The sequence below is a fragment of the Listeria monocytogenes genome, from assembly GCF_041765605.1.
Lineage (GTDB): Bacteria > Bacillota > Bacilli > Lactobacillales > Listeriaceae > Listeria > Listeria monocytogenes_D.
In genome coordinates this window covers 2,424,631-2,444,685 of sequence record NZ_CP168900.1, presented here as the reverse complement: position 1 = coordinate 2,444,685, position 20,055 = coordinate 2,424,631, and the positions used below count along the sequence as shown (strand labels likewise).

General features: G+C 39.0%; 17 protein-coding genes, 2 tRNA genes and 1 rRNA gene. 11 read left to right on the top strand and 9 right to left on the bottom strand.

The annotated features are described in order from the left end of the window. The 5 genes from AB2Q86_RS12410 to AB2Q86_RS12390 form a co-directional block, all read right to left on the bottom strand. On the bottom strand, nucleotides 1–1,485 hold the full coding sequence (locus tag AB2Q86_RS12410) for a Na+/H+ antiporter subunit D (RefSeq protein WP_077904953.1): 1,485 nt from the start codon (nucleotides 1,483–1,485) through the stop codon (nucleotides 1–3). After that, nucleotides 1,478–1,825 (bottom strand): Na(+)/H(+) antiporter subunit C, encoded by a 348-nt coding sequence (locus AB2Q86_RS12405; RefSeq protein ID WP_003722406.1) that lies wholly within the window; start codon nucleotides 1,823–1,825, stop codon nucleotides 1,478–1,480. The genes AB2Q86_RS12410 and AB2Q86_RS12405 overlap by 8 nt, the downstream gene beginning before the upstream one ends. Continuing rightward, nucleotides 1,825–2,250, bottom strand: coding sequence for a Na(+)/H(+) antiporter subunit B (locus AB2Q86_RS12400; RefSeq protein WP_003769105.1), 426 nt, complete (start codon nucleotides 2,248–2,250; stop codon nucleotides 1,825–1,827). Before AB2Q86_RS12400 ends, AB2Q86_RS12405 begins: the two co-directional genes overlap by 1 nt. Continuing rightward, nucleotides 2,234–4,642 carry a Na+/H+ antiporter subunit A gene (locus tag AB2Q86_RS12395; protein ID WP_012580815.1) on the bottom strand — a complete coding sequence of 803 codons (2,409 nt, stop codon included), beginning with the start codon at nucleotides 4,640–4,642 and terminating at the stop codon, nucleotides 2,234–2,236. Before AB2Q86_RS12395 ends, AB2Q86_RS12400 begins: the two co-directional genes overlap by 17 nt. Before the next feature lie 344 nt (nucleotides 4,643–4,986). After that, complete coding sequence (locus tag AB2Q86_RS12390) at nucleotides 4,987–6,198, bottom strand: lmo2377 family MFS transporter (RefSeq protein WP_003737421.1); 1,212 nt, start codon at nucleotides 6,196–6,198, stop codon at nucleotides 4,987–4,989. Nucleotides 6,199–6,429: 231 nt separating this feature from the next. On the opposite strand from AB2Q86_RS12390, the gene AB2Q86_RS12385 reads away from it, so the two are divergent. From AB2Q86_RS12385 to AB2Q86_RS12375, 3 genes are all read left to right on the top strand, one after another. Next, a complete protein-coding gene (locus AB2Q86_RS12385) occupies nucleotides 6,430–7,014 on the top strand; it encodes a peptidylprolyl isomerase (RefSeq protein ID WP_003726864.1) in 585 nt (194 codons plus the stop codon). 482 nt (nucleotides 7,015–7,496) lie between these two features. Beyond that, nucleotides 7,497–8,837 (top strand): reverse transcriptase/maturase family protein, encoded by a 1,341-nt coding sequence (locus AB2Q86_RS12380; RefSeq protein ID WP_012580817.1) that lies wholly within the window; start codon nucleotides 7,497–7,499, stop codon nucleotides 8,835–8,837. 113 nt (nucleotides 8,838–8,950) lie between these two features. Next, nucleotides 8,951–9,343 (top strand): hypothetical protein, encoded by a 393-nt coding sequence (locus AB2Q86_RS12375; protein ID WP_012580818.1) that lies wholly within the window; start codon nucleotides 8,951–8,953, stop codon nucleotides 9,341–9,343. 45 nt (nucleotides 9,344–9,388) lie between these two features. On the opposite strand, the gene AB2Q86_RS12370 is transcribed toward AB2Q86_RS12375, so the two are convergent. Next, nucleotides 9,389–10,750, bottom strand: a complete 1,362-nt coding sequence (locus AB2Q86_RS12370) for an aspartate kinase (RefSeq protein ID WP_012580819.1) — start codon at nucleotides 10,748–10,750, stop codon at nucleotides 9,389–9,391. Between the two features lie 244 nt (nucleotides 10,751–10,994). Here AB2Q86_RS12370 and AB2Q86_RS12365 point away from each other — a divergent pair, with 244 nt between their 5' ends. After that, the gene (locus AB2Q86_RS12365; protein ID WP_003737415.1) at nucleotides 10,995–11,309 is read left to right on the top strand and encodes a PTS sugar transporter subunit IIB; all 315 of its coding nucleotides are present in this window, start codon (nucleotides 10,995–10,997) and stop codon (nucleotides 11,307–11,309) included. Between the two features lie 42 nt (nucleotides 11,310–11,351). Here AB2Q86_RS12365 and AB2Q86_RS12360 read toward each other — a convergent pair whose 3' ends face one another. The 3 genes from AB2Q86_RS12360 to AB2Q86_RS12350 form a co-directional block, all read right to left on the bottom strand. Then, entirely contained in the window at nucleotides 11,352–12,032 is a 681-nt protein-coding gene (locus AB2Q86_RS12360) for an ABC transporter ATP-binding protein (RefSeq protein ID WP_003728415.1), read from the bottom strand. Continuing rightward, complete coding sequence (locus tag AB2Q86_RS12355; RefSeq protein WP_003730423.1) at nucleotides 12,032–13,135, bottom strand: ABC transporter permease; 1,104 nt, start codon at nucleotides 13,133–13,135, stop codon at nucleotides 12,032–12,034. Before AB2Q86_RS12355 ends, AB2Q86_RS12360 begins: the two co-directional genes overlap by 1 nt. A gap of 138 nt (nucleotides 13,136–13,273) precedes the next feature. Then, complete coding sequence (locus AB2Q86_RS12350; RefSeq protein WP_012580820.1) at nucleotides 13,274–14,440, bottom strand: MalY/PatB family protein; 1,167 nt, start codon at nucleotides 14,438–14,440, stop codon at nucleotides 13,274–13,276. A 153-nt stretch (nucleotides 14,441–14,593) separates the two neighbouring features. On the opposite strand from AB2Q86_RS12350, the gene yugI reads away from it, so the two are divergent. The 7 genes from yugI to AB2Q86_RS12315 all read left to right on the top strand — a co-directional run bounded on the left by yugI (nucleotide 14,594) and on the right by AB2Q86_RS12315 (nucleotide 20,046). Next, on the top strand, nucleotides 14,594–14,947 hold the full coding sequence (gene yugI, locus AB2Q86_RS12345; protein ID WP_012580821.1) for a S1 domain-containing post-transcriptional regulator GSP13: 354 nt from the start codon (nucleotides 14,594–14,596) through the stop codon (nucleotides 14,945–14,947). A gap of 149 nt (nucleotides 14,948–15,096) precedes the next feature. Further along, nucleotides 15,097–15,504 carry an NUDIX hydrolase gene (locus AB2Q86_RS12340; RefSeq protein ID WP_003730426.1) on the top strand — a complete coding sequence of 136 codons (408 nt, stop codon included), beginning with the start codon at nucleotides 15,097–15,099 and terminating at the stop codon, nucleotides 15,502–15,504. Nucleotides 15,505–15,605: 101 nt separating this feature from the next. Beyond that, the gene (locus AB2Q86_RS12335; protein ID WP_003726742.1) at nucleotides 15,606–16,958 is read left to right on the top strand and encodes a glucose-6-phosphate isomerase; all 1,353 of its coding nucleotides are present in this window, start codon (nucleotides 15,606–15,608) and stop codon (nucleotides 16,956–16,958) included. Nucleotides 16,959–17,062: 104 nt separating this feature from the next. After that, the gene (locus AB2Q86_RS12330) at nucleotides 17,063–17,821 is read left to right on the top strand and encodes a DeoR/GlpR family DNA-binding transcription regulator (protein ID WP_003722392.1); all 759 of its coding nucleotides are present in this window, start codon (nucleotides 17,063–17,065) and stop codon (nucleotides 17,819–17,821) included. 350 nt (nucleotides 17,822–18,171) lie between these two features. Then, nucleotides 18,172–19,721 (top strand): 16S ribosomal RNA (locus AB2Q86_RS12325). Between the two features lie 130 nt (nucleotides 19,722–19,851). Further along, a tRNA-Ile gene (locus AB2Q86_RS12320) sits at nucleotides 19,852–19,925 on the top strand. A gap of 45 nt (nucleotides 19,926–19,970) precedes the next feature. Then, nucleotides 19,971–20,046, top strand: a tRNA-Ala gene (locus AB2Q86_RS12315). The last annotated feature ends 9 nt before the right edge of the window (nucleotides 20,047–20,055 follow it).

The following is a 20,055-nucleotide window of genomic DNA, read 5'->3' as shown; positions in this document are numbered from 1 at the left end:
TCACTCCTTTATCACCGCATGGATATAAACAGAAGGGTCAACAAGAGGGTCAACCGCCTGTTCAATAAACGGATAAATTGCGTTACTAAACACACCATAACCAATCGAAATCGCAAGTAGAATAATTACTGGCACAAGCATTTTTTTATACGGAATTTGTAAATTGAATACGCCTTTTTTCTCGCCCCAGAAGCCTTTTGTAAAGACTTTGATTAAAGACATAAGGACGAATAAGCTGGATAGTAAGATGATGATTCCGCCGACTATTTGACCAGCAGAGAAAGCACCTTCCACAATCAATAATTTTCCAATGAAGCCGCTAAGAGGTGGAATTCCTGCAAGACCAAGAGTAGCAATGAAGAAAATCCAACCGAGTGAAGGCTTCACGCTCATCAACCCACTGAATTTTTTTACACTAGAATAACCAGTAATCGCCATCACAATCCCGACAATAAGGAACAGCGCGGCTTTAATAATCATATCGTGAATCAAGTAAAAGACAGCACCAGTCATCGATTCACGTGTCATAATCGAAACGCTAAACAGAATAACACCAATCGCAATCATAATATTATAAATCACAATCGTTTTCATATCATAGTAACTAATTGCCCCAATAACCCCAAGAACAATCGTCACAATCGCGAGAATTCCAAGTAGCGGAACAACAAAATCTGTTAACGAACTGAAAAATAGTGTGTATGTCCGGATAATTGCATAAACCCCAACTTTTGTCAGAAGTCCACCAAATAAAGCAAGCACCGGAATTGGTGGAGCAAAGTAAGATCCTGGTAGCCAGAAGTAAAGCGGGAATAGTCCTGCTTTTAGTCCGAATACAAACAAGAACAGAACCGCGACAACGCTAATCATTCCTGTATTTGCACCATTTAAATCCGTAATTTTTTGCGAAATATCCGCCATGTTGAGCGTTCCAATCATCGAATAAAGTAGCGCAATTGCTACAACGAAAAATCCGGAACCAACCACATTAATCAGCAAGTATTTAATCGTCGCTTTGAGCTGAACTTGAGTTCCACCAATGACAAGCAGTACATAAGACGCCATCAGCATAACTTCAAAGAATACGAACATATTAAAAATATCACCAGTTAAAAACGAACCATTAACCCCAACAATCATAAAGAGAATCGCTGGATAATAAAGAAATTTCTCCCGTGGTTTCCCAATCGTATAAAAAGAATAAAGAATCACGCAGAATAAAACAATACTCGTCGTTGCCGTAAGCAAGACAGCAAGCATATCGCCAACCATCGTAATCCCAAAAGGAGCCGCCCAGTTACCAATATTCACAGTTGTAATCCCATTTTCTCGAATATAAAATACAAGTCCAAGTGTCGCTACAACCAAAATACCACTAAAAATAAGGGCGAATACCCGTTGAATGATTACTTTTTTCGGAAGCAACATTAACGTAATTGCTCCAAGGAAAGGTATCAAAATCGGCATTAAAATTATATTATTCATCATCGGCTTCATGTCCTCTCGTCTTGGATACACTCTCGCTATCAAGCTCCTGATACGCTCTATAAGCAAGAACAAGGAAAAAGGCAGTTACACCAAAGCTTATAACAATCGCAGTCAAAATAAGTGCTTGTGGAAGGGGATCATTATACGTTCCCGCTCCCGGTGTACCAAGAATTGGCACGCGACCTTTTTTCAGTCCACCCATCGTAAGTACAAGCAAATTGACACCATGGCTTAGGACAGCCGTTCCAATAATAATCCGTAGCAAACTTTTAGAGAGAATTAAGTAGACAGCAGCTGCAAAAATCAAGCCGATTAATATAGACATTAATAGTTCCATCAGTCACTCTCCCCAATCGTTTGAATTATCGTAAGTGTTACACCGACAACAACTAAGTAAACCCCAAGGTCAAACAAAGTCGCCGTGTGTAACGCAGTATCTCCTAAAATGGGCAAATCAACATGACCAAATTTATGCGTTAAGAAAGGATCTCCTGTAAAAATCCCAATCATCCCAGTACCAAGGGCGAATACAAGCCCAACCCCGGTAAGCATAATCGTATTGATATTAAGCATACTAGCAACTGTTTTTGTATCATAAGCAAGTAGCGTTAATGTAATTGCGCCAGCCGTTGTAAGTCCAGCTACAAACCCGCCACCAGGATTATAATGTCCTGCAAAGAATAAATGGAGTGAGAATAAGAAAATAATGAAAGCAACTACTTTCGTTACATTTCTCAGTAGAACGTCATTCGTTTTCATCATTCTCACCTCGTTTCGTCAGTCGTAATTTAATCATCGCGTATATACCAATCGCCGCAATCGAAAGTACAGCTGTCTCAAACATCGTATCAAAACCACGGAAGTCAACTAAGATAACATTTACAATATTTCGTCCCGCCGCTTCCACATAAGCATTGTCCACATAGTACTTCGAAATCGAATCATAAAATGTTGTATTATACGCTGAAAGAGAGACAAGGGTGATAATTACACCGACCCCGATACTCAAAAATGTCTTCATTGATAACCATTTCGGCTTTTCCTCAATATTACTAAACTGAGGAAGATGATAAAACACAAGTAGATAAAGCACAACGGAAATAGTTTCAATAATAAGCTGTGTTAAAGCAAGGTCTGGTGCTCTAGAGATAACAAAGAAAATACTAATCGTGTATCCCATTGCTCCAAGTAAAATAATCGAAGTAATCCGCGACTTGGAAAAGACAATCCCAACCAACGTCACTAAAATAACTGCCGCTAAAACAAAATCAACAACTGTTACTTTCGTCATACTCGAGAAATTGAAATCAAGTGCTTGTGTGAAAATCATGACCGAAGCCATCATTAAAATAAAAGCCGATAACATGTAATTCAAGTAAGTCCGAAGCCAACCAGTCATAATAAACATCGTCATACGATACGAGCCTTGTTCTAAATAATACATCCCATTATCATACGTTTTCCCAATTCGAAGTGCTTTTGGAACCTTAGTCGTAATCCAAGGTTTCCAGTATTTATGTGTAAGAAACAAGACAATCCCCACTGCAACAACACCGAACGTCATTAACAGAGCAGGCGTAAAGCCGTGCCACAAACTAATGTGAATGGAGAAATCAGTAGAAAGCCCAGGAACAATTGCTCTTACAGCAGGCTCCAAAATCGGCTCCGCAATTAAATTAGGGAAGAGACCAATACCCACCACGAAAATCGATAAAATAATCGGTGGTAAAAGTAGTCCGAATGGCGCTTCATGCGGTTTTTTCGGAAGTAAGTACGGTTTCACTTTTCCAGTAAATGTTTTAAAGAAAATAATCATACTATAAACAAACGTAAACACACTAGCAACCCAAGCTACAACAGGGAGCAGAACGCCCCAAGTACTTGCATCAAACAATTGCAATTGCGTAATATTTACCATGCTTTCAAAAAACATCTCTTTACTTAGAAATCCATTAAACGGTGGAATCCCAGCCATTGCGAACGTTCCTATAAAAGCAATCGTTGCTGTAATTGGCATGATGCGCATTAGACCACCAAGTCGCCTAATATCCCGCGTTCCTGTTTCATGATCGACAATCCCAACCATCATAAACAAGCTACCTTTAAACGTCGCGTGATTAAATAGATGGAACACAGCTGCGACAATCGCCATCACATAAATATCATCACTAAGCGTATCAAAGTGAAGGGAAGCAGCGCCGACACCAAGAAGCGCCATAATGAGACCAAGCTGACTTATCGTCGAATAAGCCAAAATTGCTTTTAAATCATTTTTCTTCGTGGCATTAAGTGAACCCCAGAAAAGGGTCGTAATCCCAACGAGTGATACCGTCCAAAACCATACACCCGAACTTGCAAATAGTGGCGTGAACCGAGCGACAATATAAATCCCAGCTTTTACCATCGTAGCAGAGTGGAGGTAGGCACTGACCGGAGTAGGTGCTTCCATCGCATCCGGCAACCAAATATGGAATGGAACTTGCGCAGATTTCGTAAATGCCCCGAGCAAGACAAGAATCATCGCGGGAATGAATAAACTATTATTACTAATTACATCCGCGTTACTAATAATCTCCCGAATGGAAAAAGAATCGCTCATAATATGAAGCAAAATAAATCCGCCAAGCATCATCAGTCCGCCGAAGACTGTAATCATCATCGATTTACGAGCCCCATACCGTGAACGCTCACGATGATACCAATACCCAATCAATAAGAACGAACTAATGGAAGTAAGCTCCCAGAAAAGATACAACACAATCAAGTTATCACTCAAGACAACCCCAAGCATTGCCGTCATAAAAATAAATAAAAATGTATAGAAATTGCTAAGTCGTTCTTTCTTTTTCCCTAAATAATAAATAGAGTAAAAGGTAACGAGTGAACCAATCCCAGTAATAAGTAGCGCAAACAGCAAACTAAGCCCATCTACTACTACCGTAAAATTAATCCCAAGTCGGGGAATCCAAGGCATTGAAACAATCGTTGCCCCGTCCATCGTTTTTGGGATAAATGTTAAGAAGTAAATAAACAAAATCACTGGAATTGGAAGTACTAACCAGCCAGTATGAACTTGTTTGGTCCACCGGTAAAAAAGTGGAATTAGCAGTGCCACAATAAATGGCAGAACAATTGCTAGATGAAGAAATGACAAAATCGGCTCCTCCTCGAAGAATTTTTATACGGAAACTCATCCTGGAAATGTGAAAATAAAAACAGGAAATCATTATTTTTTAAGCAAGTACTTACATTTAATGAAACATAGTTATAACTAAAATTTTAGAAAACCGTGCTAACTCATCAAATTTCAACAACCTTACTATTCACGAAGTACCCAAATAAACGCCGTACTTTTTATATTTTTTATTATAACATACTTTTTTATCTGAAAAAAAGGCAGGAAACTTAACTTTATAAATCAATTTACCGAAATTTAAAAAACAATTTAATAGGAAGAACAAAAAAACAAACCTAAGAAAAAACTTAGGTTTGTCAAATTCAATCCACGTTCACATGCCGTTTTCGGTCGGAATGAAGGGCATAAAGCAAAATGAAAAATGCCACGAGGAACATAAAACTCATAAATAAGAACACACTCGGAATTCCTGTGAAACCAGCGAGCGTCCCACCGAGGATTGGTCCGATAACATTTCCTAAAAAGCGAGCACTTTGATTATAGCCAAGCATTTCGCCTTGCATAACACCAGGCGCCGCAAGCCGAATATAAGCTGTCGTACATGGCACCATACCACCAATCGCAATCCCGAATAAAAAGCGGAAGAAGATAAAGACCCAAAGATTCGTCGCGAATGCCTGTGGAATAACAAAAACAGCCGCCATAATCAACAAGATATTCAGTATTTTCTCATACCCATATTTGTCTCCAAGCTGTCCCCATTTTCGCGTCATCACCAAGTTCCCGAATCCCGTCGCAGAAAACGCCAACCCTGACAAGAAAGCAATATTGTCTGATTGCGTCATATCTCCTACATAAAGCGCAAGCAACGGTTGAACACTAAAGTTCGCAATTTGGATGAGTGCAGTAATAACCATCACCGTGAATAGAACTCGTAGCGTAAAAATTTGTTTTAAAACTGCACGACGAGAATAAACGACCTTGGCAGCTTCTTTTTGTTCTTCTGTACGGATTTCCTTTACACCAAAAGCGACAATCAAAGCCGCAACCATCATCGCAATCCCGGTAATCGTAAAGGTATCTTTAAAGCCAAATAAATCCGCCATCGCGCCGCCAATCAGAGGACCAAACAGCATCCCAGTCACGCCTCCGAGTTGCAAAGTACCGAGAATTTTCCCAGCTTCATTACGAGGAGTTTGCCGTGCAATAAAGGCATTACTAACACCAATAAAACCAGTAACAACCCCCATAAAAATCCGTAAAATCAGTAAGTAAGTGACAGAATGCGCAAATCCCATCAAAAAAATACAAACCGATAAACCGACCGAAGTTAAAATCAAAATTCCTTTATAACCGTGCTTATCACCAATACGTCCCCAAATCGGCGAGAAAATAAAGGCAATTAAAAAAGTTACGCCAAAAATATAGCCGGCCCATCTTTGAACATAGGCATTGCTGTAATCACCAAATGTTTCGATGTAGAGAGATAAAAACGGCATAATCATTGTCATACTGGCTGACATCAACAGGTTTGCCAGCATTAAGATGTACAAATTCCGTGTTCGAGTTGTCATAAAAGAATCATCTCTATTCGTATTATTGTTAAAACTGTCCTTTTCATTATAGAATAAAAGATAGCGAATGAAAAATAAAGTGAAGGATGTGCATTTTTGGTTAAAAAAATTGTCATTTGGGTTTCAGCTGTTATACTAGTACTGTATCTGATTGCTGTCGTTGTTAATTTACTTATTATTTGGCTACGTTAGTAAACAATAAATTAAAACAAAAGAAGGAGTTTTTACAATATGACTTACCCACAATTATCAAAAGAAGTGGCACCTAACGAAATTGAAGCAGAAATGATTACAAACCGAGGAACTATTCGCATCAAATTGTTCCCTGAAATTGCACCAAAAACAGTAGAAAACTTTGTTACACATTCCAAAAACGGCTACTATGATGGACTTATTTTCCACCGTGTTATTCCTGAATTCATGATCCAAGGTGGCGACCCAGACGGCCGCGGTACTGGTGGCGAAAGTATTTGGGGCGAATCTTTTGAAGATGAATTCTCTACAGAAGCTTTCAACTTACGCGGAGCTTTATCCATGGCAAACGCTGGTCCAAACACAAACGGCAGCCAATTCTTCATCGTTCAAAAACCAGATATGCCTGCTGACATGCTTGGTCAAATGGAACAAGCTGGCTTCCCAGTAGAAATTATCGAAGCATACAAACAAGGCGGAACACCATGGTTAGACGGCCGCCACACAGTTTTCGGTCACGTAATCGAAGGCATGGACGTAGTAGACGAAATCGCCAACCTACCAACTGGCATGCAAGATAAACCAGTGAATGATGTTGTGATTGAGAAGATTAATATTAAATAATGAATGAAGAGCACTTTCTATGAAAGTGCTCTTTTTGCATGGGGAATGTAAATTTATTTAAAGTATGGAATAAATAATTGAAGTTTATATGTATTATTTTCTTTAAAAAATGTTTGTTTTGTGATAAAATTAACGTGCCTGTATTTATAGAATACAGAATATAATGTTTCAAACTGTCAAGTAATATTTTATCGACTTTGTCGGTTAAGATTTGCTTTAAGTTAACTTCAAGAATCATTAACAATTCTCGAATTAACCAGTTTGATAAGATGGTAATTAAGGTAATTATAAGTTTCATACATATAGTTCCTTTCAAGTTATCGTTTACTACATTGTAGCATATAAGTTAAATCATTCGACTTTCTATACATTAAATGGTCATAGGTATGGAAATATTGACCTATAAGAGACGCAGAAAGGGATTTTAATTAAGTGTCGAACTTATTGTCCCTTTCCGCTCCCAAAAAAGGCGTGAATTTAAGATGCTAGATTCAACAAAATATAAAACAAAAAATTATTTGCACTTTGACCATAGAGTTAAAATTGAAAATGTAGAAAGCTATGTAACCAATCGTTCGAAGATTGGAAAACATAGCTTTTTGCCGTTAATACGTTATGTATTGTCTTTCGAAAAAAGAATAGAAGAAAAAAATCCAGAGTTTAACAACCGGCCAATTAAGCCTAAAAATAGAGTAATTATGTATGCTGGACATATGGATAACTTTATTTACAAATATTATGCAGAAATGTTGAACAAGGATTTTTACAATGAATTTTGCATAGAAAAAGATATAGATGATTGTGTATCTGCATATCGAAACAATAAAGTAGGGAAATCTAACATTGATTTTGCCGCCGAAATCATTAATCAAGCAGTTAAGTATAAGAAAGCTTATGTATTAGTTGGAGATTTCACTAACTACTTTGATAAAATAAATCACGAATTACTAAAAAAACATTTAGCGGAAGTATTGAATCAGCCAAGACTGTCAAAAGATTGGTTTAATGTGTTTCGTTCAATAACTAAATATGGATATTATGAAAAAAGTTTTTTGAATGAGAAATATGGAAGTGATGAAAGTATCAAAAGCTCTAATAAAAAAAGTTATTTTGAGAATATTTCTAAATTTAGAGAGTTTCAAAAAGATAACAAAACTTTATATAATAAAAATAAATTTGGTATACCTCAAGGAAGTGCTATCAGCGCAGTGTTTGCAAATATATATGCATCGGAATTTGATTTGAAGTTAAAAGAAATTGCCGACGAATTTTCTGGGATATATAGAAGATACTCAGATGATTTTATACTAGTTATCCCTAAAAGCGATATAGTAAATGAGCAAAAAATTAGAAGGATTGAAACTGATACAAGAAGGGTAGCTTCGGAATATAAAATAGAGTTGCATAAAGATAAAACAGGATTGTATTTATACGAGAATGATAAAATTTTTGACATAATTAGCAATGAAGTAAGCCATTTAGATTATTTAGGTTTCGTTTTTGATGGCACTACAGTTAAAATGAGAGGGAAGAGTCCGTATAAATTTTACCGAAATGCAAAAAAACTTATAAAGTTTGCTCAGAAAGTAAAAGTAAAAAAAGAATTGACTGATTTACCTTATAAGAAAAAAATTTATGGATTGTGTACAGATTTAGGAAAGAATTATAATAATCACGGTAACTTTATTTCATATGCAAAAAGAGCTCAAAAGAAATTTGATGAAATATCTCCAAATACAAATAATTTAATAATGAATCAACTAAAAAATCGAAAAAAGAAAATCGAAAAGATGCTAGGTTATAAAATACATACTAAGATTTAACTTAAAGGTATTTTTTATTATTTATGGGGAAAATACCTTAGTGAATAAAGCTGCTCAAAGAGTGAATAGTAGTAAAAATAGGTAAGTTACTCGTCGAAAGGAATTGTATATCTGTGGAAACATCCCACCCAATAAAAATCAACAACCAACTAATTTACGGCAGAGACCAAATATGGCTTATCAGCTTAAACCAAACTCTTGACCAACTCACACTATCTATAGAAGTAGACCTTGAAGAAAGCATGTTCCTAAAGATGATTTTTAACGGGTTTATTTTCCACTCATCCACCGAACTTGACACATACGAAAAAAGCAAATGGAGTACTAGTTGGTTAACAAGTCAGAGCAATTTTGAACAGATACAGCATTCTGATTTAATCAATGAACGAGTGAAAATAAGAGATGACTATAACGTTCAAGATTTTAAGCATTACCGCGTTAGCACTTATGATTATATTATTGACATAATTGCCAAAGACTATCAATTAGAAGAAGTGACTAAATAATATAAAACAAGTTTTTCATCCTTATTGATGAAAAACTTGTTTTTTTTAGACTAAGACTTCTGAAAAGAATTCATTATATAGTGCGCGAACCGCAGTATTTTCCTGCTCTTCCTTCACGCCAAACATAATGCTTACCTCAGAAGAACCTTGATTAATCATTTCAATATTTACTTTCGCATCGGATAAAGCTTTTGAAGCACGAGATGTAATCCCGACATTATGGCGCATGGTCTCACCAACAACCATAATCAGCGAAATCCCGTGTTGCATAATCACTTGATCTGCGTTCAATTCTTCTTTCAAACGAGACATAATTGTCTGCTCGGTATCCTCGCCAAACTGATTTTCGCGAATAATAATCGTTAAATCATCAATCCCAGAAGGCATATGTTCATAGTTCAACCCAGCATCTTCCAGAATTTGCAGCACTTTCCGTCCGAAGCCGATTTCTCGGTTCATCAAATATTTACTAATATAAATGCTACAAAAGCCGTCATCACTAGCAATTCCAACGACTGGACCATTGTTATTTTCGCGTTCATGAACGACACGCGTACCACAAGAATCAGGATTGTTCGTATTTTTAATATGCACCGGAATACCCGCATGAAAAGCCGGAATTAAAGCTTCATCATGAAAAACAGAGAAGCCAGCATATGAAAGTTCACGCATTTCCCGGTAAGTGAGTTCAAGAACTTTCTTCGGATTTTTCACGATAGCGGGATTGACTGCGTAGACTGCATCCACATCCGTAAAGTTCTCGTATAACTCGGCTTGGGCGCCGTTTGCCACAATCGCTCCAGTAATATCAGAGCCACTTCTAGAAAACGTGCTAATTTCACCGTCTTTCGTATAACCGAAAAATCCTGGGAAAACAATAATGCCTTCTCTTTCTCGAAGTGCAAACAAACGATCATAAGATTCTGGTAAAACTTGCGCGCTAGCATGTTCATTTGTCACAAGTAAACCGGCATCTTTTGGATTAATATAATTGGCGTTTAAGCCTTTAAATTTAAAGTAAGCGGCGATTAATTTTGCGTTATTATCTTCGCCACTTGCTTTCATTCGATCTAAAAATTTATCAGGATCGCTTTTGTCTGATGAGATAGTCGCTTGTAAATCTGCGCGAATTTGATTGATAATTTCGTCGCTCATCCCTGTATCTAGCGCTATCCCCGCATATCTTGCAATGACAGATTCAAACAATTCACTCGTATCTTCCCCGAGAAGTGCCTTTGCCGCGCAATCAATAAGTAGGTCAGTCACTTTTGTATCTTCCTTGAAACGTTTACCTGGTGCAGAAACAACAACGATTTTCCTATCAGGATCCTCCGCTACAAGTTGGAAAACCTTATTTAATTGGATCCCCGATGCTAAAGAGCTTCCGCCAAATTTAATTACTTTCATGCAACACACTCCTGATCTGAATTTTTTATCTCCCGAAAGTGTTGTTTTTGGATGATGCGAAATTTTCTGACCTTTCGGATAAAGTTATTGTCTATTATCGCTCTTTTCACGTGAAATCGCAATGGTTTTTCGCATTTTTAATTATTTTTCCTATACCTCGGTAGTTTACTTGTTTAAAAAGCTAAAGGTAGTTATAATAAGAGTGTACAAAAAAAGCAGCCTTAATCTGAAAGGAAAGATTACGATGAAAAATATTGTTTTAGTATGTGCGGCAGGGATGTCAACAAGCCTTTTAGTAACAAAAATGCGTAAAGCAGCTGAAGATCGTGGAGAAACTTGCGAAATTGAAGCATATTCCATTGCTGAAGTAAGTAACTTAATTGACGATGCAGATGTTGTACTTTTAGGACCACAAGTACGTTATCAGAAAAAAACAGTTGATGAATTAGCTGCTGGGAAAATTCCAGTAGATGTTATCGACATGGCAGCTTATGGTACGATGAACGGTGAAAAAGTACTAGGTCAAGCATTAGACTTAATCAACGGTTTCCAAAAATAAACAATAAAAAAACCTGTGTGGCATTTAAGCCACGCAGGTTTTTTAGCTTTCTTGGGTAAGTATTCCGTCTTCCATACGATATACATGGTTGACTAAATCTAGCATACGTTCGTCATGTGTTACCATGATTGCTGTTCGGCTCGTTTGCACAACTTCATTCCGGATAAGCTCGACAACTTCACGACTTCTTTCTGTATCAAGACTCGCAGTTGGTTCATCGGCTAAAATAACGGAAGGTTGATTAATAAGCGCACGAGCAATAGCGACACGTTGCTTTTGACCGCCAGATAAATCTTTTGGATAGAAATTTGCGCGATCGCTAATGCCAAGTTGGCTTAGAAGTGAAGCTGTATCTTTTTCAAGCTCCGCCGCACTTTTTCCAGCCATTTTTCCAATAAAGCTGATTTGATCTTTTACATGTAAATAAGGAACTAAGTGAGCTGCTTGGAAAATAAAGCCAATTTCTTCTAAGCGGAGAGCTGTTTGTTCTTTGGAAGATAGATTCCCGACTGATTTGCCGTTAATAGAAATCGTTCCGCCAGTCGGTGTTAATAGCGCTCCGGCAAGAGAAAGCAGTGTACTTTTACCAGAACCACTCGGACCAACAATCGCGATTAGTTCGCCTTTTTTAGCTTCAAAGTTTGTTTCCTTCAGTGCATGAATAATTGAAGGACCGGACGGGTAATCTTTATACACTTTATCAAAAGATAGTAGAGTTTCCATTATTCATCACCTCCTCGAATAGCATCTAGCGCATCTACTTTAGCAATTCGTCTAAGTGATAGAAGGGCGCCGAATAGAGCAACTAAGAAGAACAAACCACTATAAAGCGCAATCGTCATCGGACTTAATCTAAATGGCATCGCTGCTGGCATGATGCTTGGTAAAATCAGTGTTACACCGACACTAATTAAAATACTAATAATCGAAATAATCACCACTTGAGTAATGATGCTCTTAACTAAGTAACTTGTTTTCGTTCCAAGTGCTTTCAAAATACCAAATTGCGTTGTTTTTTGAAGCGTCATAACATAGAAGAACGCGGTTAAAATAAATCCGCCAATAATAATTAAGAAGAAAATCATCATATTAAGCGTCATTTGTTCCGCAGAATAACCTGGAATTTGATTTAAGAAACCTTTATGATCAATCGTTGTTAAATCTTTATCCGAAAGGGTTACGCCTTTATCAGGATTTTCTGTTTTAATCGCAATAGTACTTGTTTGCGGGATTTTTTGGTGATATAAAACAGGATTGATTTCTTGCCAAGTCGCGATATTAATATAAACAACGGGAGCATGGCTATACTTTTGATTTTCTGTAAAGCCGACAACCGTTAATTCTCTATTTAAAATATCATCCATCAAAACATCGCCAATTTTGATTCCGTCTGATTTCAAGGAAGAATCGACGACAATTTCGTCAGGCTTTGTCACTTGTATGTTAGCTCCATCAGAAATTTTTGGAGCGAGAAAGCTATCTGGTTGAATACCGAAAAGTGCGACGCTAAATTTTTTATCGTCACTTTCCCGTTTTAATGTTTGCATAGATTGACCGAGAACCGCAGCATCTTTTACATTCGCATCTTTTTTCACATCAGCGAGTTTGGATTCTGGGAACTGCGATCTAGATAATTTGTCTTGGGCGTCTTTGCTGAGAACATAATATGGAACCCCGTTATCTGCTACAGATGAAGCATTATCGTAAGCCAGCCCGTTTGCCAGCCCTGATAAAATAAGTGATAGTAACATAATTAAGACCATGATGCCTGTTACTAAAATATAGCGCAACTTAGAATAAACTAATTCACGAAGCCCTAAAAACATCGGTTATACCAACTCCTTTAAATTTATGTAAACGGAAAATGAACACTATTTCACTTTCCAAAGAATAGTATACCAAAGCTATATTCAATTTCCTAAAGAAAGAAACTAAGTATTTGCAACTTAGTTTCTCAAAATAAGCTATTTTTTTAAGCCTTGAATCAGAAGTTTCACAGCTTTTTCTAAAGTTTCTTTTGGACAGGCGATGTTAAAACGGACAAAGCCTTTCCCGGAATGTCCAAATCCAGAACCCATTTGAACACCAACGCCAGCTTCAATTAAATCGGCGTAAATCGTTTTTTCGTCTTTTGGAAGCGAGCGGCAATCAAGCCACATCAAGTAAGTCGCTTCTAAGTCCGTCACGCCAACTTCTGGTACTTCTTTTTCGAGTGCTGCTTTGACATATTCGTAGTTACTATAAATATATTCTTTCAGCTCTTTTAGCCAAGGTGCGCCGTGACGATACGCTGCTTCTGTACCAACAATCCCAAAGACATTGAGTCCATTAGTTGTGGCGTACTTTTGCTCCGCAGCGAATTTGGTCTGATAATCTTTATTCGTAATAATATAGTAGGAAGCTTTAATCGCCGCCAAGTTAAATGTTTTCGTAGCCGCCATCAAAGTAATAATTTGATCTTGATAAAACGGTGCTGCGACCATCATTGGCACATGTTTATGATTTTTCATCACTAAATCAGCATGAATTTCATCCGAAACAATCGGAATTTGGTATTTCTCACATAGTTTCGCTAATTCCACCAGTTCTTCCTTGGTGAAACAACGACCACCAGGATTTTGCGGATTACATAGAAGGAATAATTTTACCTTTTCTTCTTTCATCCGTTTTTCCAAATCATTAAAATCCATTCGATATTGACGATTCTCATATATAAGTGGCGACATAACCACTTTTCGCTCAGTGGCTTTCGTTACATTGAAAAATGGCGGGTAAATCGGCGAAACCATTAGAACTGCATCGCCTTCATTTGTGAGAGAGCGAATAGCTAACGAAATTGTCGGAACAACCGCTCCATTAAAAAATAACGTGCTCGGATCGATTTCAAACTGATGCTGCTCTTTGTTCCAATCAATAATAGCTTCGACAAGTGCCGCTGACTTGGTCGAATAACCGAAAATCCCATGATCGATTTGACGCTGAAATGCATCAAGTACTGGCTGCGGCGCACGGAAATCCATATCCGCTACCCACATCGGAATAATATCTTTTCTGCCAAATAATTTTTCTGCCCCATCCCACTTCTCTGAATTAGTTCCAATACGCGGAATGACTTCATCAAATTGACTCAAATATGTCACGCTCCTTCTCTTTCATTCGCCTCAATTATAGCATAAATTTCACCTTTAAAGCTCGCCATAGAAGGATTTAGAATAATTGTTAAAGTTTCGCCTAAGTGTTATAATTTATAAAATATTGTAAGGTTGAAAGTAGGTGGAATGAGGATGAGTACATTCAAAGTAGGAGACGTAGTTTCTGGGAAAATCGCAGGAATTCAAAGCTACGGAGCATTTGTAGCACTAGATAATTCGACACAAGGCTTAGTTCATATTTCAGAAATCACGCATGGTTTTGTCAAAGATATCCATGATTTTTTAGAAGTTGGCCAAGAAGTCAAAGTCAAAATTCTAGATATTGACGAAGAAAAAAATAAAATCAGTCTTTCTATTAGAGCGACAGAAGAAGCACCAAAAGAACAACCAACTAAAAAGAAACCAGTTTCATCTAGCGAAAACGACGAAGGTTTTAACACTTTGCGCGATAAACTAGAAGGATGGATTAAAAAAGCAGACAAATAAAACCCTTTATCAGCCCAGTTATCAAGCCCTTTTTCAAAGGATTTAGCTAGGCTGATAAATTTAATTGACTAAAATTTTAGAAAAAGGGAATAGTTAGTAGTAATTTTCTATTTATTCAATATTATAAAATAGTCAAAAGGGGGATTTACGTGAAAAGGTCTATTCATGTGCAGGCATTTGTATATAACGAAAAGAAAGACGAGATACTAGTGGTGAGAGATCGCAATTTGGCATGGGCATTTCCAGGAGGACAAGTCGAAACAAATCAAACAATGGAAGAAGCACTAGCGAGCAAAGTGAAAGAGCAGACAAATATCGATATAGAAATAGAGTCTATCCTACACTGCAAAGAGCGCCGTGCTACATGGGAGCACGTATGTACATTTGTTTTTCGAGCAAAACCTGTTGGTAGTGTACTTCTTGCTTCCAACGATGACAATGTATTCCGAGTAAAATGGATACCCATCCCACTCGCAGATGATTTATTAGCTGTAGACCAATTATCATTAAACGAACTAGTCAGAAGCGAGGGCGTCTTATATGAAAACTATACCTAATTTTCAAAAAGGCTCAAATTTCACAAGGTCAAGCCTTGCTAAAAAGCACTGATTGATATAAAGTTAGTAAAGAAACTTTTTTAAAATTTGGAGGGAAAATAATGACACATATTAAATTTGATTATTCCAAAGCGCTCCGTTTTTTTGAAGAACGCGAACTTGATTATCTTGAACCAGCAGTAAAAGCAGCTCATGATTCATTACATAATGGTACAGGTGCTGGTAATGATGCACTTGGTTGGATTAACTTACCAACAGATTACGACAAAGAAGAATTTGCTCGTATCAAAAAAGCAACAGAAAAAATCCACAGCGACTCCGACGTATTAATCGTTATCGGAATCGGTGGTTCTTACCTTGGAGCACGTGCTGCAATCGAAACTTTAAATCATTCCTTCTATAATGTACTTGAAAAAGGTGCGCGTAAAACACCTCAAGTATTCTTTGCGGGAAATAGCATCAGTTCTTCTTATTTACATGATTTAATTGAAGTAGTTGGCGACCGCGACTTCTCTGTTAACGTTATTTCTAAATCCGGAACAACAACAGAGCCAGCAATCGCTTTCCGTGTTTTCAAAGAACTTTTAATCAAAAAATATGGCGAAGAAGGCGCGAAAAAACGCATTTACGCTACAACTGATAAAGCAAAAGGCGCGCTAAAAACATTAGCTGACAACGAAGGCTACGAAACATTTGTTGTTCCAGATGATGTTGGCGGACGTTTCTCCGTTTTAACTGCAGTAGGTTTACTTCCAATCGCAGTTAGTGGCGTTGATATCGATGCTCTTATGAACGGAGCAGCAGCAGCAAGCAAAGATTTCGACAAACCTGAACTAAAAAATAACATTGCATACCAATACGCAGCAGCTCGTAATGTTCTTTACCGTAAAGGCAAAGTAACAGAACTTCTAATCAGCTATGAGCCAGGCTTGCAATACTTTAACGAGTGGTGGAAACAATTATTCGGCGAAAGTGAAGGTAAAGACAAAAAAGGTATTTACCCATCCAGCGCGAACTTCTCCACTGACTTGCACTCTATCGGTCAATATATCCAAGACGGACGCCGTAATCTTTTTGAAACAGTTATCAAAGTGGATAAACCACGCCACAACTTAACTATCAATAAAGAAGACGTAGATTTAGATGGCTTAAACTACCTTGCTGGCGAAACAGTTGATTTCGTTAACACAAAAGCATTCGAAGGAACTCTTCTAGCACATACAGACGGCGAAGTTCCAAACTTTGTTGTAGAAGTACCAGAACTAGATGCATACACTTTCGGTTACCTAGTATACTTCTTTGAAAAAGCAGTAGCTATCAGCGGTTACCTAAATGGCGTAAATCCATTTGACCAACCAGGCGTAGAAGCATACAAAGCCAACATGTTCGCATTACTTGGCAAACCAGGCTTCGAAGACAAAAAAGCAGAACTAGAAAAACGCTTAAACGATTAATTTTCATTTCCAAACCTTGGGGCCAATCGCTCCAAGGTTTTTTGTTTGTTTGCGATTTTCTTCCATTGGAGTTACCATATAGTTAAACAAAAGGAGGGGAAGAAGTGCTATCTATCGAACGAAAACGCGCCATCGTCCAATATGTCAAAAGCCGAAAAATAGCAACAGTTAGCGAATTAGCTAAACATTTTGAAGTCCACGAAGCAACCATTCGCCGCGATTTAACCTCTTTAGAAAAAGACAAAAAGCTAAAAAGAACCCACGGCGGAGTTATGATAGAAGAAAAAGTAGTTTCCGAACCGAATTGGAAAAAACGAAGCGAAGTGCGCTACGAAGAAAAACAACGCATCGCCACGTTAGCAGCGACAATGGTCAAAGACGGCGACACAATCATCCTTGACGCCGGAACAACAACCGGACACATCGCAACCGCATTAAAAGACCGATCCAAACTAACCGTCATTACAAATGATATCAACGTAGCTTCCATTATGCGCTTTTCTCCGTCTAAAGTAATTGTGACAGGTGGCGTCATCTACCCAGAAACTTTCATCCTTAACGGTATGATTACAAGCGGAACCTTGCAGAGCATTCACGTACATAAAGCATTTGTAACCACACCGGCACTCGATATCGACAAAGGCCTAATGCATTACGACGAATACCTAATCCCAGCTAAGCAACAAATGCTCCACTCAGCCGATGAAGTCATCTTAGTAACAGACCACACCAAGTTCGGCCGCATTTCACTATATAAATACGCAGCCCTAGACGAAATCTCTTCCATTATCACCGGAAAAGAAATAGATCCAGTATTAAAAGAACAATTTGAAGAAAAAGGAATGCAAATTTATACAACATAATGTTTTAGAAAATCCATTTAATCACCAATTTATGCACCAAATTCATCTTTTTTCATCTTTATTTAAAAAACTTTGTAAAAAGTATTGACGAAAGGCAAAAATCTTGGTATATTTATAAACGTTGCTGATGCGGACAAAACGCTTTCGCAGCAAAAGAAACTGACCTTTGAAAACTGAACAAAAAAGAAGACGAAAAGCAATGAGACGTAAAGTCTCACTGGTAATCGCAGGGCAGAAAACAGAAAGCTGTTTTCAACAAAACAAACTAGTAATTTAATTGCTAGCGAAGTCAATTTGACGCAAGGAATCTTATTCACGGTGTTGAATAAGTATTCAAATTCAATTTATATTTTAAAGAGAGTTTGATCCTGGCTCAGGACGAACGCTGGCGGCGTGCCTAATACATGCAAGTCGAACGAACGGAGGAAGAGCTTGCTCTTCCAATGTTAGTGGCGGACGGGTGAGTAACACGTGGGCAACCTGCCTGTAAGTTGGGGATAACTCCGGGAAACCGGGGCTAATACCGAATGATAAGATGTGGCGCATGCCACGCCTTTGAAAGATGGTTTCGGCTATCGCTTACAGATGGGCCCGCGGTGCATTAGCTAGTTGGTAGGGTAATGGCCTACCAAGGCAACGATGCATAGCCGACCTGAGAGGGTGATCGGCCACACTGGGACTGAGACACGGCCCAGACTCCTACGGGAGGCAGCAGTAGGGAATCTTCCGCAATGGACGAAAGTCTGACGGAGCAACGCCGCGTGTATGAAGAAGGTTTTCGGATCGTAAAGTACTGTTGTTAGAGAAGAACAAGGATAAGAGTAACTGCTTGTCCCTTGACGGTATCTAACCAGAAAGCCACGGCTAACTACGTGCCAGCAGCCGCGGTAATACGTAGGTGGCAAGCGTTGTCCGGATTTATTGGGCGTAAAGCGCGCGCAGGCGGTCTTTTAAGTCTGATGTGAAAGCCCCCGGCTTAACCGGGGAGGGTCATTGGAAACTGGAAGACTGGAGTGCAGAAGAGGAGAGTGGAATTCCACGTGTAGCGGTGAAATGCGTAGATATGTGGAGGAACACCAGTGGCGAAGGCGACTCTCTGGTCTGTAACTGACGCTGAGGCGCGAAAGCGTGGGGAGCAAACAGGATTAGATACCCTGGTAGTCCACGCCGTAAACGATGAGTGCTAAGTGTTAGGGGGTTTCCGCCCCTTAGTGCTGCAGCTAACGCATTAAGCACTCCGCCTGGGGAGTACGACCGCAAGGTTGAAACTCAAAGGAATTGACGGGGGCCCGCACAAGCGGTGGAGCATGTGGTTTAATTCGAAGCAACGCGAAGAACCTTACCAGGTCTTGACATCCTTTGACCACTCTGGAGACAGAGCTTTCCCTTCGGGGACAAAGTGACAGGTGGTGCATGGTTGTCGTCAGCTCGTGTCGTGAGATGTTGGGTTAAGTCCCGCAACGAGCGCAACCCTTGATTTTAGTTGCCAGCATTTAGTTGGGCACTCTAAAGTGACTGCCGGTGCAAGCCGGAGGAAGGTGGGGATGACGTCAAATCATCATGCCCCTTATGACCTGGGCTACACACGTGCTACAATGGATAGTACAAAGGGTCGCGAAGCCGCGAGGTGGAGCTAATCCCATAAAACTATTCTCAGTTCGGATTGTAGGCTGCAACTCGCCTACATGAAGCCGGAATCGCTAGTAATCGTGGATCAGCATGCCACGGTGAATACGTTCCCGGGCCTTGTACACACCGCCCGTCACACCACGAGAGTTTGTAACACCCGAAGTCGGTAGGGTAACCTTTATGGAGCCAGCCGCCGAAGGTGGGACAGATAATTGGGGTGAAGTCGTAACAAGGTAGCCGTATCGGAAGGTGCGGCTGGATCACCTCCTTTCTAAGGAAAAGGAAACCTGTGAGTTTTCGTTCTTCTATATTTGTTCAGTTTTGAGAGGTTACTCTCTTTTTATGTCAGATAAAGTATGCAAGGCACCATGCTTGAAGCATCGCGCCACTACATTTTTGACGGGCCTATAGCTCAGCTGGTTAGAGCGCACGCCTGATAAGCGTGAGGTCGATGGTTCGAGTCCATTTAGGCCCACTTTTTCTTTCTGACACAAGAAATATAAATAATGATACCCTTTACGGGGCCTTAGCTCAGCTGGGAGAGCGCCTGCTTTGCACGCAGGAGGTCAGCGGTTCGATCCCGCTAGGCTCCACCAAAATTGTTC

Bases quoted from the DNA above. Each gene is read 5' to 3' on its own strand.
- AB2Q86_RS12410 (WP_077904953.1), bottom strand. From the start codon at position 1,485: ATGAATAATATAATTTTAATGCCGATTTTGATACCTTTCCTTGGAGCA.
- AB2Q86_RS12405 (WP_003722406.1), bottom strand. From the start codon at position 1,825: ATGGAACTATTAATGTCTATATTAATCGGCTTGATTTTTGCAGCTGCT.
- AB2Q86_RS12400 (WP_003769105.1), bottom strand. From the start codon at position 2,250: ATGATGAAAACGAATGACGTTCTACTGAGAAATGTAACGAAAGTAGTT.
- AB2Q86_RS12390 (WP_003737421.1), bottom strand. From the start codon at position 6,198: ATGACAACTCGAACACGGAATTTGTACATCTTAATGCTGGCAAACCTG.
- AB2Q86_RS12385 (WP_003726864.1), top strand. From the start codon at position 6,430: ATGACTTACCCACAATTATCAAAAGAAGTGGCACCTAACGAAATTGAA.
- AB2Q86_RS12380 (WP_012580817.1), top strand. From the start codon at position 7,497: ATGCTAGATTCAACAAAATATAAAACAAAAAATTATTTGCACTTTGAC.
- AB2Q86_RS12370 (WP_012580819.1), bottom strand. From the start codon at position 10,750: ATGAAAGTAATTAAATTTGGCGGAAGCTCTTTAGCATCGGGGATCCAA.
- AB2Q86_RS12365 (WP_003737415.1), top strand. From the start codon at position 10,995: ATGAAAAATATTGTTTTAGTATGTGCGGCAGGGATGTCAACAAGCCTT.
- AB2Q86_RS12360 (WP_003728415.1), bottom strand. From the start codon at position 12,032: ATGGAAACTCTACTATCTTTTGATAAAGTGTATAAAGATTACCCGTCC.
- AB2Q86_RS12355 (WP_003730423.1), bottom strand. From the start codon at position 13,135: ATGTTTTTAGGGCTTCGTGAATTAGTTTATTCTAAGTTGCGCTATATT.
- yugI (WP_012580821.1), top strand. From the start codon at position 14,594: ATGAGTACATTCAAAGTAGGAGACGTAGTTTCTGGGAAAATCGCAGGA.
- AB2Q86_RS12335 (WP_003726742.1), top strand. From the start codon at position 15,606: ATGACACATATTAAATTTGATTATTCCAAAGCGCTCCGTTTTTTTGAA.